A 16038-nucleotide genomic window follows, 5' to 3' on the forward strand; every position below is an offset into this window, starting at 1 on the left:
CAGGAGGATGGGATATGTATGGATTTATCGCGAGACAACCCATTTTTAACCTCGATATGAATACCGTGGCCTATGAGCTGCTTTTCAGAGACGGAATGACCAACCGTTTCCCCGATGTGTCGGCGGAATATGCCACGTCCAGAATGATATCAGACCAGTTCTTATCCGTGCCGTCCCAGCGCATCGCCGGGGAACATACGTCGTTTATCAATTTTCCTTCCCGGATGATTATCGACCGCAGCGCTGAGGCGCTGGACAAAAACAACGTGGTCATTGAGATCCTGGAAGATGCTGACCCGGGTGAGGCGCTTTTGCAGGCCGTGAGAGAAATGTATGAGCACGGGTACTGCTTTGCGCTCGATGATTTCACTCTCGCACCGGAATGGGATGTTTTCTTGCCCTATATTTCCATCATCAAATTCGATGTCCAGAATTACACCTTAGCGCAAATTCAAAATTACCTGAGTGAGCGTAAAAGCCTGACCGGGCATATTAAATATCTGGCTGAAAAAATTGAGACTAAAGAGGAATTCAAACAATACAGCGATGCCGGATTTTCTCTGTTTCAGGGATATTTTTTCTGTCGTCCGGAGGTGATTAAATATAAACGGCTATCGCAAAATCAGCTTGCAATTTTCCGTCTGCAAATGGAAGTAGGGCGCAATAAACCTGACTTTCGGATCATCGAGGCGTTAATCAAAAGCGACCTCACGCTGTCCTATAAAATCATGCGCTATATGAAGCACACCGCCTTTAAACACATGGGAGCCTGTAATTTCAGCAAGTTAACCCTGAGTGAAGTGCTGAGGTACCTTGGAGAAAATCAGCTCAGAAGGTTTGTGGCCGTTGTAGTGCTGGCAAGTGCAGCCAACGACACCGTCACCGAGCTTTACCCGATGAGTATGATGCGCGGGAAATTTTGTGAACTGATTGCCGAGAAACTGAATGAGCCGATGCTGGCTGAGAATGCGTTCATGTGCGGTCTGTTCTCACTGCTTGATACCCTGCTTGAGCTGCCGATGGCAGAGTTGATGACGCAAATTGCTGTCCCGCAGAGCGTGAGTAATGCGTTGTGCCATCAGGAAGGGCAGTTAGCGGATATGGTTCGCCTCTGCCATTACTACGAGCAGCAGCAGTGGGATGAGGCAAGCAGAATAAGTCACGCGCTGGGGCTGGCAGAGGAAGAGATCGTAGAGGCGATGAGAAAGTCCACGATCTGGGCCGGGGAGAACGCCGTCAGTTAATCGTTCCTCACTCCGCTAAGACGGAGTGAGGAAGAAAGCCTGGCCGCTTACCGGCCCGCTTTTAATTTCTGGTAATACTCTTCATAGATGCGGCTTGCGTCACCGACATCGTTTTGCCACTCGCCTTTACTGATGGTTTGCGCATCCGGATAGAGCGATGTGTCGTTCGCGACGGCCGGGCTGAGCAGCTTACGCGCGGCGAGGTTCGGGGTGGGATAACCAATGGTCTCCGCAACCTGTTTCGCGACGTCCGGGCGCAGCAGGAAGTTAATTAGCTTCAGGGCACCGTCAACGTTCTTCGCGTTTGCAGGAATAGAGAGGCTATCCATCCAGAAGATCCCGCCTTCTTTCGGCCACACTACCTCCAGCGGCGTACCGGCCTGACGGGCAACATACGCGGAGCCGTTCCACACCATACCCAGATTCACTTCGCCTTCCATATACGGGTTTGCCGGGTTATCAGAGTTGAATGCCGCCACGTTAGGCATCAGCTTTTTCAGCTCGTTATAGGCCGCTTCAATCTCTTTCGGGTCCGTCGTATTGCCTGAGTAGCCGAGCTTACGCAGCGCTACCTGGAACACTTCGCGCGCGTCGTCGGTTAACAGCAGGCTGCCTTTGTATTCCGGTTTCCACAGATCGGCCCAGCTTGTAACGGTTTTCGGATCGATAGCCTCGCTGTTGACCCCAATGGCGGTTGCGCCCCAGATGTAAGGAATGGAGTAGTCGTTATTCGGGTCAAACGGCTTATTGAGCATCTCCGGATCGAGATTGTTGAAGTGAGTGAGCTTCGTTTTATCGATCTTCTGAATCATGCCCTCTTTGCGCATTTTATCGACGAAATAGGTCGACGGGACGACCAGATCGTACGCGCCTTCTTTGTAAGTTTTGAGCTTGGCGTACATGGTTTCATTCGACTCATAGGTAGAATAGATAACCTTGATGCCCGTCTCTTTCGTGAACTGCTCCAGCAGGCCAGGTGGCACATACTCGGTCCAGTTATAGAAATAGAGCGTTTTGCTGTCATCAGCGTGCGCGGCACCCATTCCGAGCACCAGTGCCGCAGCGGCAAGCATTTTTTTCATTTCATTGTCCCCTGAGATTTTGTTTTATCACGAGCAATAACCTGGCTGGCAATCACCAGCACCAGCGAGAACACTAACAGTATGGTCGCCAGCGCGTTCACCTCGGGCGAGACGCCGACTTTCACCATTGAATAGATCTTCAATGGCAGAATTTCATAACTCGGGCCGGTGACGAAGGAGGAGACCACCACATCGTCCATCGACAGGGTAAAACTCAGCAGCCATCCGGCAGCAACGGCGGGCATCGCCAGCGGCAGGATGATTTTGCGCAGGATGATCATCTCACTGGCACCCAGATCTTTTGCGGCTTCCAGCATGCGCACGTCAAACCCTTTCAGGCGTGCGAAGACGGTGACCACCACAAACGGCAGGCAGAAAGTGATGTGGGAGAACAGCAGTGACCAGAAGCCCAACTGGACGCCCAGCAGCATAAACAGCACCAGCAGCGAAATCGCCATGACGATATCAGGCGACATCATCACCACAAACAGCATCCCGCTGACGAACGGTTTACCCCGGAAGCGATAGCGATAGAGCGCCACGGCGGTAAGTGAACCAATCAACGTGGCGAAGGTGGCGGAGAAAATCGCCATCGTCAGAGAGTGCTGAGCAGCCTGCAGCAGGCTGTCGTTGTTCATCAGCAGGCTGTACCAGTTGGTAGTGAAACCTTGCCAGTTGATGCCGAAACGCGAGCTGTTAAACGAGTTCACGATCAAAATAATGATCGGAATATAAAGATACGCATAGATGGCGGTCATAAAACCGCCGCGAAGCAGTCGACCGATCATTCGAGTTCCACCTTTTTATTCAGTAATCGTGAAGCACGCCAGTAGATCAACAGCATCAGGCCCATCACCACCGTGAGCGTAATGCTGGTAGCGGAACCGAACGGCCAGTCGCGAATGTTCAGGAACTGGCTCTTAATCACGTTGCCGATAAGCAGGTTTTTCGCGCCGCCCATCAGGTCGGACACGTAGAACAAGCCCATTGCCGGCAGCATTACCAGCAGACAACCTGCAATGATGCCAGGCATGGTCAACGGAATGATAATCCTGATAAAGGTCTGCAGTTTGCTGGCGCCCAGGTCTCTCGCAGCTTCCAGCAGCGGTTTATCCAGCTTCTCAATGCTGGAGTAGAGCGGCATCACCATAAAGGGCAGCAGGATGTAGACCAGACCCACAATGACCGCACCCGGCGTAAACATGATGCGCACTGGCGTATCAATCACGCCCAGCCACAACAGGAATTCGTTCAGATAGCCTTTGGTGCTGAGGAAAATTTTCAGCCCGTAGATGCGGATCAGGGAGTTGGTCCAGAAAGGCACGATCAGCAAAAAGAGCAGCAGTGGACGCACTTTTTGCGGCAGACGTGCCAGAAACCATGCAAAGGGATAACCCAGCACCAGGCAGGCAACGGTGGCGATCAGCGCCATATTAAGCGAGTGCAACAGCACGTCAAAATAGAGCGGATCGAGCAGACGCGAGTAGTTGTCCAGCGTAAAGACCAGCTTTACGAAGTCAGTATCGTCGCGGGTCAGGAAGCTGGTGACGATGATCATCAGGTTGGGTAAGAAGACAAACAACACAAGCCAACCGACGATAGTAGCAATCACCACATTCTGGAATTTACTTGTGTTCTTCATCAGCCAGTACAACCTCCCAGCTTTCTACCCAGTTGATAACCATTTTCTGGTCGAGGGAGTGGTCGAAATCAGGGTCGTCCTCATTAAAGAACTCGCTGACCATCACCATCTTACCGTTTTCCAGTTCGACGACAGACTCCAGCGTCATCCCTTTATAGTTGCGCTCACGGATATAGCCAATCAGCCCCTCGGCATCAGTATTGCCGTGGATCTCTTCAACGCGCAGATCCTCCGGGCGCAGCAGGACGTTAAGCTTTTGCCCTTTTTCGACGGCGAAATTCACGGTGATATTGCACTCGCGGCCTTCTACGTTGGCCCGCACGCGCTGTTCGTCCAGGCGTTCAATCACCGTGGCGTTGAAAATGTTGATCTCCCCAATGAAGCTGGCCACGAACAGGTTTTTCGGCTCCTCATAGATTTCACGTGGCGTGCCGTCCTGCTCGATTTTGCCGTCACGCATCACCACGATACGGTCCGACATGGTGAGTGCCTCTTCCTGATCGTGGGTAACGAAGACAAAGGTAATGCCGAGCTTGCGCTGCAGGGCTTTAAGCTCGTTCTGCATCTGCTTGCGCAGTTTGTAGTCCAGCGCGGAAAGTGACTCATCCAGCAGGAGCAGACGCGGTTTATTGACCACAGCGCGGGCGATAGCAACGCGCTGCTGCTGGCCGCCGGAAAGCTGGTGTGGCTTACGCTGGGCAAATTCTTCCAGTTGCACCATGCGCAGCGCGTCGGTAACGCGAGCAGGGATCTCGCTGGCCGGTGTTTTTTGCATCCGCAGGCCAAATGCGACGTTCTCGAACACGGTCATGTGCGGAAACAGGGCATAGCTCTGAAAGACGGTATTCACGTGCCGCTCTTCGGCGGGGACCTGGGTGATATCCTGGTTTTCAAGGTGGATGTGACCGCTATCGACGTTTTCCAGTCCGGCGATAAGGCGCAGTACGGTTGTCTTGCCGCAGCCAGAGGGGCCAAGCAGCGTGAGGAACTCACCGTCATTGATGGTCAGGTTGAGCCCGGAAATAACATCTTTACCATCAAAACTTTTACGAATTCGTTCCAGTTGCACCAGCGGTGAACGTGAACGGGATTGTGTATTCAATTTTTGCGCTGTCCCATATAGACGCTCCGGGATGCTGACCGAAGCGGGGTTTGTGTGTAACCACCTTGGTGACTCGTAATGAGGGCGGACATTCTACGGCAAACCACTGTAATCGCCAATCCTTGTCACTGATTCATAAGCTACATTTACTAACGGATACGATATAAACGGAAAATATTCTCGTTTGCGGGATAAAAGTGACCTGACGCAATATTTGCCTTTTGATGCTTATTGATAATGTTGTCACAAAAAGTGAGGGTGACTGCATGGATAAATTACTTGAGCGTTTTTTACAGTACGTTTCGCTGGATACCCAATCTAAACCGGGTGTCCGCCAGGTGCCAAGCACCGAAGGCCAGTGGAAGTTATTAAACCTGCTCAAAGAGCAGCTCGACGCCATGGGGCTGGTTAACGTCACGTTAAGCGAGAAAGGCACTGTGATGGGAACGCTGCCTGCGAATGTCTCCGGTGATATCCCGGCGATTGGCTTTATCTCCCATGTCGACACCTCTCCGGATTTTAGCGGTAAACATGTGAACCCGCAGATTGTTGAAAACTACCGCGGCGGCGACATTGCGCTGGGGATTGGTGACGAAGTACTGTCGCCGGTGATGTTCCCTGTGCTGCACCAGCTGCTCGGTCAGACGCTCATCACCACCGACGGCAAAACGCTGCTGGGTGCCGATGACAAAGCGGGGATTGCCGAGATCATGACGGCGCTGGCGGTGCTGAAAGAGAAAAATATCCCGCACGGGGATATCCGTGTCGCCTTTACGCCGGATGAAGAGGTCGGCAAGGGGGCAAAACACTTCGACGTAGAGGCCTTTAACGCGAAGTGGGCCTATACCGTCGACGGTGGCGGCGTAGGGGAACTGGAGTTCGAGAATTTCAACGCCGCGTCCGTGACAATCAAAATCGTCGGAAACAACGTTCATCCTGGCTCCGCCAAAGGGGTCATGGTGAATGCGTTGTCGCTGGCGTCGCGTATTCATGCGGAAGTTCCGCCAGAAGAGAGCCCGGAACAGACCGACGGTTATGAAGGTTTTTATCACCTGACCAGCATTAAGGGCACCGTAGACAGTGCGCAGATGCACTACATCATTCGCGACTTTGACCGTAAAGCATTTGAAGCGCGTAAACGTAAGATGATGGAGATAGCCAAAAAGGTCGGTAAGGGCCTGCATCCGGATTGCTATATCGAGCTGATTATCGAAGACAGCTACTACAATATGCGCGAGAAAGTGATGGCGCATCCGCATATCCTCGATATCGCGCAGCAGGCAATGCGTGACTGTGATATTGAACCGCTGTTAAAACCGATTCGTGGCGGCACAGACGGTTCGCAGCTGTCGTTCATGGGGCTGCCTTGCCCGAATCTGTTTACCGGTGGCTACAACTATCACGGCAAGCACGAGTTCGTGACGCTGGAAGGAATGGAAAAAGCGGTGAAGGTGATTGTGCGAATTGCGGAGCTGACCGCGGCGCGGTAATGACAAAAAAAGCCGGGTCAGGCGAAGCCGCCACCCGGCACGCTTTTCTTTACGGTTTAGTCCTCAAAGAACCAGTACCCGCTGTTCACCAGCGCGGCGAGCATCGCGAGGAAAGAGGGATCTTCCAGCGCATCGCCAAAGGTATCAGCCGTTAAGGTCAGGTGGCTGGCAATAGCCTCCAGCGCCGGACGGTGAGGGGAGTCCAGCTTCTCGCCGTTAACGAAAACATCTTCACCGATGCGCAGTACGCGCAACCCGCCCAGACGAACCAGTTTGTCGCCCTGCTGCAGTGCGTCATAAATCTCGTCGGCCTGGTATGGCGGCTCTGGCGGTGCCACATCCAGCTCATGGCGTGACTGGCTGATAAACTCACCAAACCACTGGCTGAAATGCGCCGGTTCATTGATCAAATCCAGCATCATGCCGCGAAGCTTGTCCAGTTCGGCTGGCACAATATCAGCCGGGTGCTCGCGTGCAGGCACATCCGGATCGCTGTAACGATGGCTGCCCAGTTCACGCTGCAGCACGTAGTCAGCAAAGCCGCTGATCATTTCGCGACCGCTTGGTGCGCGGAATCCGACGGAGTAGTTCAGCGAGTTTTCCAGCGAATACCCTTCGTGCGGGAACCCTGGTGGGATATAGAGAATATCACCCGGCTCCAGCTCTTCATCGATAATCCCTTCAAACGGATCGACCTGAAGCAGGTCCGGATGCGGGCAGTGCTGTTTCATCGGCACTTTGTCGCCCACGCGCCAGCGGCGGCGGCCTGTACCCTGAATGATGAACACGTCGTACTGGTCCAGATGCGGACCAACGCCCCCTCCTGGCACGGAGAAGGAGATCATCAGATCGTCCATTCGCCAGTCGGGCAGGGCGCGGAACGGACGCATTAACGCCGCAGTCGGTTCATGCCAGTGGTTAACCGCCTGAACCAGTAATGACCAGTTGTTTTCACCGAGGTGATCGTAGCTTTCGAAAGGACCGTGGCTGACCTGCCATTTCCCGTCCTGGTGGCTTACCAGGCGGCTGTCGACTTCGCTCTCCATGGCCAGGCCGGCCAGTTCGTCAGGGGAGAGAGGATCGACAAAATTGCTGAACCCGCGTTTAAGAACGACCGGGCGTTTCTGCCAGTAACGTTCAATAAATTCGGGCCAGTTAAGTGTTAAGTGATAATCCATATTTTTTTATTCCGCAGGCTCTTACTGACTCGGATTATAACGGAAGCACAGGAGCCTGGGTGCGAGATCCTCGCATTTTTCACATAACGGGTTAACTATCGTTCGATGTGGGCTGCTGGCGACCGAAAATGACCTCCATTCTGGCGCCTCCGAGTAAACTGTCTTCGGTTTCAATTTTTCCGTCGTACTGGTCGACGATTTCGCGTGCCACCGCTAACCCAACCCCCTGGCCGGGGCGCAACGTATCCGCACGCTGACCGCGGTCGAATACCACATCACGTTTATTGCGCGGGATCCCCGGGCCATCATCCTCAACGATAATATGCAATTCGTTATCCGTCTGACGCGCGGAAACTTCCACGAATTCCAGGCAATATTTACAGGCGTTATCCAGCAGATTGCCCATCACTTCCATGAAATCATTTTTTTCACCAACAAAGCTGATTTCGGGAGAGATATCGAGGCTGATATTGACCCCTTTGCGCTGGTAAACCTTGTTAAGCGCGGAGGTGAGGTTATCCAGAAGCGGTGCCACAGGATGCAGTTCGCGGCTCAATAACGCGCTGCCGGAACGCATGCTGGCACGGTGCAGATAGTAACCAATTTGCTGAGAAATACGGCTGATCTGTTCCAGCATCACCGGCTCGGCGTCATCAACGCTCAGCTTTGAGCTGCGCATCGAACGCAGGGTACTTTGCATCACCGCCAGCGGCGTTTTCAGGCTATGCGTGAGGTCGGTGAGGGTGGTGCGGTATTTGTCATAGCGCTCACGTTCGCTTTTCAGCAGACGGTTGAGGTTACGCACCAGGCTTGTCAGCTCGCGGGTAGTCTCCGGGTTGAGCTTCTCACGATGATGTTCTTCCAGCTCGCGCACCTCTCTCGCCAGCGATTCGATGGGGCGTAAACTCCACCACGCGGCGAGCCACAGCAGCGGGATTACCAGCAGCAGATTCGCGGCAAGAACATAGACGAACCAGTTCCATACCATATAAGAACGTTTAAGTTCGACCGGGATGGTATCGACTACCACGATGGTTAACTGCGGCATGTTCATCGTGGCCGGGTAGAGGTTAATCGCCACGGAGTGCGTCATTTCTGTTTCGGCATCGTCTGCGCGGATCTCATTCAGCTTTTGCTGCAGGGAGCGGTCCTCGCGCAGCAGCGAGCTGGTGGTGTTCAGATCGGCTTCAAGTTCGTGGAAACCATTGGTCTTAAGCCATTCCGGACGAATACTTTTAACCAGCCATGGGATATCGCGTTGTGCCCAAAGTAGTTTTCCCTTTTCGTTATAAATCAGGGCCAGCGTCGGGCTTTGCTGGTTAAGGTTTTCCGGCATTTCGACGGTGATCGTGTTGTTTTCCCATTTCGCCAGGGTATAAAACAGGTTGCTTTCACCACGCAACAGTCGAAAAGTTGTTTTATCAAAACTGACGCTGTAGCCCACCAGAGCCACCATGCCGTAGGAGAGGGATAACACCAGCACGACGGCGGCTGTTGCCAGTAAAAAGCGAACCCGCAGCGAGAGGGGCAGAATATGACGCAAGATCCCTTTCATTTAGCGTATTTCGAACAGATAGCCCTGACCACGGACGGTCGTGATCACGTCCTGCGGGTACTCCGCCTGAATTTTCTTGCGCAGACGTCCCATCAACACATCAATCGTGTGGCTCTCACGCAGCTCGGCATCCGGATAAAGCTGAAGCATTAAGGAGTCTTTGCTCACCACTTTGCCGCTGTTGCGGATTAACGTTTCCATGATGGTGTATTCAAACGCGGTCAGCTTAATGACTTCATTATTGATCGAGAATTCACGACGGGAGAGATCAACCTGGAAAGGGGGAATCGAAATCACCTGGGAGGCCAGGCCGCTGTTGCGGCGCAGCAGTGCCTGCATGCGTGCCGCCACTTCTTCGATGTGAAACGGCTTGGTGACGTAATCATCCGCGCCCGCGCTGAGCACTTCAACCTTGTCCTGCCAGCCTTCACGTGCGGTCAATACCAGAACCGGAAGGGAGACATCATGGCTGCGCCAGCGACGAATCAACGACAAACCGTCTTCATCAGGCAATCCGAGATCGACGATGGCGATGTCCGGCAGGTGCTCATTGAGATAATAATCGGCTTCTTTTGCATCTTCGGCATCGTCCACCTGATGTCCCATCTCCTGAAGCTGAACCTTCAGGTGATGGCGTAGCAATGCGTTATCCTCAACAACCAGTACGCGCATCATCTTTTCTCCCTATATGAATGGTATGAATAGTTTAACGCTGATTATGTTGTTGTGGGGATAAACATTAAGTAAACCGGGGAAAAGCAGCCCCCTTTCCAGGCGGAAAGGGGGAAGGGAGGTTACTTCAGCTCGTCAACCATGGTGATGGCACGGCCGATATAGTTTGCCGGGGTCATCGCTTTCAGGCGGGTTTTCTCGTCTTCTGGTAGTTCCAGACTGTCGATAAACTGTTTCATGCCTTCGGCGTCTACGCGTTTGCCGCGCGTCAGCTCTTTCAGTTTCTCGTACGGTTTTTCAATGCCATAACGACGCATGACGGTCTGAATGGGCTCTGCCAGCACTTCCCAGTTGTGATCCAGCTCGTCCAGCAGACGGTCGCGGTTCACTTCCAGTTTGCTTACACCTTTCAGGGTGGACTGATACGCGATCAGCGCGTAGCCGATACCCACGCCCAGGTTACGCAGCACGGTGGAGTCAGTCAGGTCGCGCTGCCAGCGGGAAACCGGCAGTTTGCTCGCCATGTGCTGCAGCACCGCATTCGCCAGACCCAGGTTGCCTTCGGAGTTTTCGAAGTCGATTGGGTTGACTTTGTGCGGCATGGTTGAGGAGCCAATTTCACCGGCGATGGTCTTCTGTTTGAAGTGGTTCAGCGCGATGTAACCCCACACGTCACGATCGAAATCGATCAGAATGGTGTTGAAGCGAGCGATACAGTCAAACAGTTCCGCGATATAGTCGTGCGGCTCAATCTGGGTGGTGTACGGGTTCCACTGAATGCCCAGAGAGGTCACGAACGCTTCGCTGAACTGATGCCAGTCCACTTCCGGGTAGGCGGCGATGTGGGCGTTGTAGTTACCTACCGCACCGTTGATTTTACCCAGAATCTCGACCTGCTCCAGCTGACGATACTGACGTTCCATACGGTACGCCACGTTTGCCATCTCTTTACCCATCGTGGAGGGAGTGGCCGGCTGACCGTGGGTACGGGACAGCAGCGGAATATCACGATATTCGACAGACAGTGCTTTTACCGCGTCGATGATTTTACGCCAGTAAGGCAGCACCACGTCTTTACGTGCGGTGGAGAGCATCAGTGCATGAGACAGGTTGTTAATGTCTTCTGAGGTGCAGGCGAAGTGAATGAATTCAGACACGGCATGCAGCGCAGGCACGCTTGCCACTTTCTCTTTAAGGAAATACTCAACCGCTTTTACGTCATGGTTGGTGGTGCGCTCAATAGTTTTAATGCGCGCAGCATCTTCTTCGTTGAAGTCAGCAACGATTTTATCGAGGTAATCGTTTGCCTGGGCGTCAAAAGCAGGAACTTCCTTGATTGCTGCCTGGGCGGCCAGCTTTTGCAGCCAGCGTACTTCAACCTGAACACGGAACTTCAGCAAACCATATTCGCTGAAGATCCCGCGCAGCGCGCTGACTTTATCGCCGTAGCGTCCATCTACAGGGGATACGGCGGTCAGTGAGGATAATTCCATAATTCGCAACTCCGGGAGGTTAACAATGAGCAAGAATTTGTTTTGCCTGAGTCGTCAGGCGATTACGAGAAAACATTAACTGCAGGCGGCCACCGCCAACCTGATGCCACAGCACGGCGGCACGAATACCCGCCAGCAGGGAGGCGCGGACTTTTGCCTGAACCTGCGGGCTTTGCAGCACGGCAGGAGAGCCGGTGACCTGAATACGTGGGCCCAGCGGGCTGATGACGTCAACATAAATGCCGGCCATGGCACTGAGCAGCGTTTCGGACTGCAGATCAAAATGGTCGAGCTGGCGCTGCAGCCCGGCAATGCGGTCACCGAGCGTATCAAGCGCGCCTTTGGCCGCACTGAGCTTACGCTCCAGTACCATCAGGCTTAACGTGTAGCGGGTCAGCTCCGCGTTCAACCCCTGACGGCTACTGGCGTTAAGCACGCCAAGCAAAGTTTCAAGACCGAGACGAAGATTGGTTTCACTCCCACCGAAGACACCCAGAGTCGAACCGGGGTTGAGGTCGATAACGCTGTTGAGTGAAACGTGCAGCGCGTCAGCATCGCAATGACCCTGATGCGCCAGCTGTTGCACCAGACGGGCAGACTGGCAAATTCCAGCCAGTGCCAGGGTGATGTCATAATAGTTCTTCGCCACACGTTCTCCTTTATGTGTGCAATCGTGTTAAACGGCCGGCAGCGGCAGGCGCTGTTCAATGATCCCGCCGCCCAGACAGATTTCGCCGCTGTAGAATACGGCGGACTGGCCTGGGGTGACCGCCGCAACCGGCTCGTCGAAACGCACATCAATGCGTTCATCATCCAGCGCGGTGACGGTACAAGGGATATCGGTCTGGCGATAGCGTGTTTTTACCGTGCAGCGCAGCGTACCCTTCAGCGGCTCACGATCGACCCAGTGCAGCTGTTGTGCGATGAGGCCGACGGACATCAGACGCGGATGGTCGTGGCCCTGAGCAACAACCAGAATATTGTTTTCGACATCTTTATCTACGACGTACCACGGATCTTCGCTGCCTTCTTTGGTGCCGCCAATACCCAGCCCTTTACGCTGGCCCAGCGTGTGGTACATCAGCCCCTGATGTTGACCAATTTCATCACCGTCGACGGTAACGATTTTGCCCGGCTGTGCCGGCAGGTAACGACCAAGGAAATCGCGGAATTTACGCTCGCCGATAAAACAGATACCGGTAGAGTCTTTTTTCTTAGCAGTGATCAGATCCAGCTCTTCGGCGATTTTACGCACCTGCGGCTTTTCAAGCTCGCCTACCGGGAACAGGCTTTGCGCAATCTGTTCGTGGCTGAGTGTATAAAGGAAGTAGCTTTGATCTTTGTTGCCATCCAGACCGCGCAGCAGCTGGCTTTTGCCATTCACATCGGCACGACGCACGTAGTGCCCGGTCGCAATATAGTCTGCGCCCAGATCTTCTGCGGCGAATTCCAGGAAGGCTTTAAATTTGATCTCTTTGTTGCACAGAATGTCCGGGTTCGGGGTACGACCGGCTTTGTACTCTTCAAGGAAAAGCTCGAAGACGTTGTCCCAGTATTCTGCGGCAAAGTTAACGGTGTGCAGTTCAATGCCCAGCTTATCGCACACCGCCTGCGCATCGGCGAGATCCGCAGCAGCAGTGCAATATTCCTCGCCATCATCTTCCTCCCAGTTCTTCATGAACAGGCCCTCCACCTTATAGCCCTGTTGTTGCAACAGGTAGGCGGAAACGGAGGAATCGACACCGCCGGACATGCCGACGATCACTTTTTTCTGGCTGTTATCTGACATGGAATACTCACGACATTGAACTTCAAGGCGGCGTATTCTATCACGCCCCCCCACCATTGGCACCCTCTGTAAACGGCCAGTTAAATTCTCCAATCACCTCCAGCGGCAGGCGACCAGCAGACTGCCAGCAGCGGATACTCTCGGCAACCAGCGGCGAGCGCAGGTTTGGCGCGTTCAGGATCTCTTCGGCAGTGACCCACAGGCAGCGATCGATATCATCGTCCTGCGGCTCTGTGGCGCACGTTTCGCTAAGCTCGACGGCAAATAAAAAGCGCAGGAACGGGGTGTGATCAGGGGCAATCCACTGGTGCATACGGATGAAGTGCTGCGGCTCCGCGTGGATACCGGTCTCTTCCCACAGTTCGCGTTTAGCGGCCTGCAGTAAGGTTTCATTGGCTTCTAGGTGCCCGGCAGGCTGGTTCCACAGCGCCTTGCCGTTAATACTCTCTTCTACGACCAGAAACTTACCCTGCGCGTGAACCACGCAGGCGACCGTGACATGCGGTTTAAACATAGTGACTCCTTAAGGGGTAACGTCCCGCCATTCACCGTTTGCCAGTGAATCCAGGGTGAAGTTGCCCATGGCGTAGCGAATAAGTCGCAGGGTAGGGAAGCCCACGTGTGCGGTCATCCGGCGAACCTGGCGATTACGGCCTTCATAAAGGGTGATCTTGAGCCAGCTCGTCGGGATGGATTTGCGCTCGCGGATAGGCGGCGTGCGTGGCCACAGCCATTCCGGCTCGCTGACGAGCTCAATACCTGCAGGCAAGGTAGGACCATCGTTTAACGTCACGCCGCGGCGTAATGTCGCCAGCGTCTCATCATCCGGTTCACCTTCAACCTGGACGAAGTAAATCTTTCCCGTGCGTTTGCCCGGCTGAGTGAGCCTGGCCTGTAAGGCACCATCGTTGGTTAAGACCAGAAGTCCTTCGCTATCCCGGTCCAGACGGCCAGCGGCGTAGACGCCCTGAACAGGAATGTAATCCTTCAGCGTGCTGCGTCCGGCTTCGTCAGTAAACTGCGGCAAAACATCGTAGGGTTTATTGAACAAAATCACCCGCTTTGGCTGGGATTCTTGTGGTCTTCTGGCGGCTTGTCGTGAGCTGAATCGCTCAACCCGGTGTTTTGTAAAAGAAGTTTTCTTCATGGTATTTTCAGACGTTATCAATTGCCGCATTATAGCCTATTAACGAAGACCTTTCATGGCGTCGGACAATCAGGTACTATCGAAGGGCTCATTACAATTTATTAACATAAGATCAGTAACAACCAGAAGCGCTCGAAGGAGAGGTTAATGGAAAGCAAAGTAGTTGTTCCGGCGGAAGGTAAAAAGATCACCCTGCAAAACGGCAAGATTAACGTTCCTCACAATCCGATTATCCCGTTCATCGAAGGTGACGGTATCGGTGTAGACGTTACCCCGGCAATGCTGAAAGTGGTTGATGCCGCTGTTGAGAAAGCCTACAAAGGCGAGCGTAAAATTTCCTGGATGGAAATTTACACCGGTGAAAAATCTACTCAAGTTTATGGCCAGGACGTTTGGCTGCCAGCTGAAACGCTGGACCTGATCCGCGACTACCGCGTTGCTATTAAAGGCCCTCTGACAACTCCAGTCGGTGGCGGTATTCGTTCCCTGAACGTTGCGCTGCGTCAGGAGCTGGACCTGTACGTGTGTCTGCGTCCGGTTCGTTACTATCAGGGCACCCCAAGCCCGGTTAAGCACCCTGAACTGACCGACATGGTTATCTTCCGCGAAAACTCAGAAGACATCTACGCGGGCATCGAGTGGAAAGCGGACTCTGCTGACGCAGAGAAAGTGATTAAATTCCTGCGCGAAGAGATGGGCGTGAAGAAAATTCGCTTCCCTGAGCATTGCGGTATCGGTATCAAGCCTTGCTCCGAAGAAGGGACTAAACGTTTGGTGCGTGCGGCCATTGAATACGCGATCACCAACGACCGTGACTCTGTGACGCTGGTTCACAAAGGCAACATCATGAAGTTCACCGAAGGCGCATTCAAAGACTGGGGCTACCAGCTGGCGATGGAAGAGTTCGGTGGTGAGCTGATTGACGGTGGTCCGTGGCAGAAGATCAAGAACCCGAACACCGGCAAAGAGATCATCATTAAAGATGTGATCGCCGATGCGTTCCTGCAGCAGATCCTGCTGCGTCCTGCTGAATATGACGTTATCGCCTGTATGAACCTGAACGGCGACTATATCTCCGACGCCCTGGCGGCGCAGGTTGGCGGTATTGGTATCGCTCCTGGTGCGAACATCGGTGACGAGTGCGCACTGTTCGAAGCGACCCACGGTACGGCACCAAAATATGCCGGCCAGGATAAAGTGAACCCAGGTTCTATCATCCTGTCTGCAGAAATGATGCTCCGTCATATGGAATGGTTCGAAGCGGCTGACCTGATCGTTAAAGGTATGGAAGGCGCGATTAACGCCAAAACCGTAACGTACGATTTCGAACGTCTGATGGAAGGCGCTAAGCTGCTGAAATGCTCAGAGTTTGGCGACGCGATTATCGCGAACATGTAATCCAGAGTCTGGGTTAAACAAGAACGGGAGCCAACTGGTTCCCGTTTTTTATTATTCGATTTCGTACGGTTATCAAAACCCCTCCTTCAATAGCATTTACCGTCCACACTCTACCGGGCCATCATGCGCTTTCGCCGTTTGATTCGGCGATGTATGCCCCAAAATTTCTTGAATATCTTAATTCCACGTCTCACTAAATTCATTGTTATGGTGTACGGCCTCACCCGGTGCCGCGCTCATGAATAC

15 protein-coding genes are annotated in these 16038 nt (G+C 53.4%); 3 read left to right on the plus strand and 12 right to left on the minus strand.

Annotated elements, in window-relative coordinates:
* Nucleotides 1-14: 14 nt before the first annotated feature.
* Nucleotides 15-1244, plus strand: coding sequence for an EAL and HDOD domain-containing protein (locus BJP35_RS13525; protein WP_047744354.1), 1230 nt, complete (start codon nucleotides 15-17; stop codon nucleotides 1242-1244).
* A 47-nt stretch (nucleotides 1245-1291) separates the two neighbouring features.
* Here BJP35_RS13525 and potD read toward each other — a convergent pair whose 3' ends face one another.
* Genes potD through potA form a run of 4 tightly spaced genes read right to left on the minus strand, consistent with a single transcriptional unit; the run spans nucleotide 1292 to nucleotide 5103 of the window.
* Complete coding sequence (gene potD, locus BJP35_RS13530) at nucleotides 1292-2326, minus strand: spermidine/putrescine ABC transporter substrate-binding protein PotD (protein WP_047744357.1); 1035 nt, start codon at nucleotides 2324-2326, stop codon at nucleotides 1292-1294.
* Entirely contained in the window at nucleotides 2323-3114 is a 792-nt protein-coding gene (gene potC / locus BJP35_RS13535) for a spermidine/putrescine ABC transporter permease PotC (protein ID WP_047174455.1), read from the minus strand. The genes potD and potC overlap by 4 nt, the downstream gene beginning before the upstream one ends.
* A complete protein-coding gene (gene potB / locus BJP35_RS13540) occupies nucleotides 3111-3968 on the minus strand; it encodes a spermidine/putrescine ABC transporter permease PotB (RefSeq protein ID WP_047744360.1) in 858 nt (285 codons plus the stop codon). The genes potC and potB overlap by 4 nt, the downstream gene beginning before the upstream one ends.
* Complete coding sequence (gene potA, locus BJP35_RS13545) at nucleotides 3952-5103, minus strand: spermidine/putrescine ABC transporter ATP-binding protein PotA (RefSeq protein WP_171032980.1); 1152 nt, start codon at nucleotides 5101-5103, stop codon at nucleotides 3952-3954. The genes potB and potA overlap by 17 nt, the downstream gene beginning before the upstream one ends.
* 233 nt (nucleotides 5104-5336) lie before the next feature.
* Between potA and pepT the strand changes: the two genes are divergently transcribed.
* Nucleotides 5337-6560, plus strand: coding sequence for a peptidase T (pepT, locus tag BJP35_RS13555; RefSeq protein WP_047357245.1), 1224 nt, complete (start codon nucleotides 5337-5339; stop codon nucleotides 6558-6560).
* A gap of 56 nt (nucleotides 6561-6616) precedes the next feature.
* Here pepT and BJP35_RS13560 read toward each other — a convergent pair whose 3' ends face one another.
* The 8 genes from BJP35_RS13560 to rluE form a co-directional block, all read right to left on the minus strand.
* Nucleotides 6617-7738: a cupin domain-containing protein gene (locus BJP35_RS13560; protein ID WP_032677894.1), complete on the minus strand. Its 1122-nt coding sequence runs from the start codon at nucleotides 7736-7738 to the stop codon at nucleotides 6617-6619.
* 91 nt (nucleotides 7739-7829) lie between these two features.
* Nucleotides 7830-9293 carry a two-component system sensor histidine kinase PhoQ gene (gene phoQ / locus BJP35_RS13565; protein WP_032681238.1) on the minus strand — a complete coding sequence of 488 codons (1464 nt, stop codon included), beginning with the start codon at nucleotides 9291-9293 and terminating at the stop codon, nucleotides 7830-7832.
* Nucleotides 9294-9965, minus strand: coding sequence for a two-component system response regulator PhoP (phoP, locus tag BJP35_RS13570; RefSeq protein WP_032670531.1), 672 nt, complete (start codon nucleotides 9963-9965; stop codon nucleotides 9294-9296).
* 122 nt (nucleotides 9966-10087) lie between these two features.
* The gene (purB, locus tag BJP35_RS13575; RefSeq protein WP_020884458.1) at nucleotides 10088-11458 is read right to left on the minus strand and encodes an adenylosuccinate lyase; all 1371 of its coding nucleotides are present in this window, start codon (nucleotides 11456-11458) and stop codon (nucleotides 10088-10090) included.
* Between the two features lie 19 nt (nucleotides 11459-11477).
* Nucleotides 11478-12107, minus strand: a complete 630-nt coding sequence (gene hflD / locus BJP35_RS13580) for a high frequency lysogenization protein HflD (protein WP_014169611.1) — start codon at nucleotides 12105-12107, stop codon at nucleotides 11478-11480.
* A gap of 27 nt (nucleotides 12108-12134) precedes the next feature.
* Nucleotides 12135-13247, minus strand: a complete 1113-nt coding sequence (gene mnmA, locus BJP35_RS13585; protein ID WP_032670452.1) for a tRNA 2-thiouridine(34) synthase MnmA — start codon at nucleotides 13245-13247, stop codon at nucleotides 12135-12137.
* Between the two features lie 40 nt (nucleotides 13248-13287).
* Nucleotides 13288-13761 carry an NUDIX hydrolase gene (locus BJP35_RS13590; RefSeq protein ID WP_020884456.1) on the minus strand — a complete coding sequence of 158 codons (474 nt, stop codon included), beginning with the start codon at nucleotides 13759-13761 and terminating at the stop codon, nucleotides 13288-13290.
* Nucleotides 13762-13770: 9 nt separating this feature from the next.
* Nucleotides 13771-14424, minus strand: coding sequence for a 23S rRNA pseudouridine(2457) synthase RluE (gene rluE, locus BJP35_RS13595; RefSeq protein ID WP_020884455.1), 654 nt, complete (start codon nucleotides 14422-14424; stop codon nucleotides 13771-13773).
* Nucleotides 14425-14541: 117 nt separating this feature from the next.
* On the opposite strand from rluE, the gene icd reads away from it, so the two are divergent.
* The gene (gene icd / locus BJP35_RS13600) at nucleotides 14542-15792 is read left to right on the plus strand and encodes an NADP-dependent isocitrate dehydrogenase (protein WP_014169617.1); all 1251 of its coding nucleotides are present in this window, start codon (nucleotides 14542-14544) and stop codon (nucleotides 15790-15792) included.
* Nucleotides 15793-16038: the final 246 nt, after the last annotated feature.

The organism is Enterobacter sp. J49 (assembly GCF_002148625.1).
Classification (GTDB): Bacteria; Pseudomonadota; Gammaproteobacteria; order Enterobacterales; family Enterobacteriaceae; genus Enterobacter; species Enterobacter ludwigii.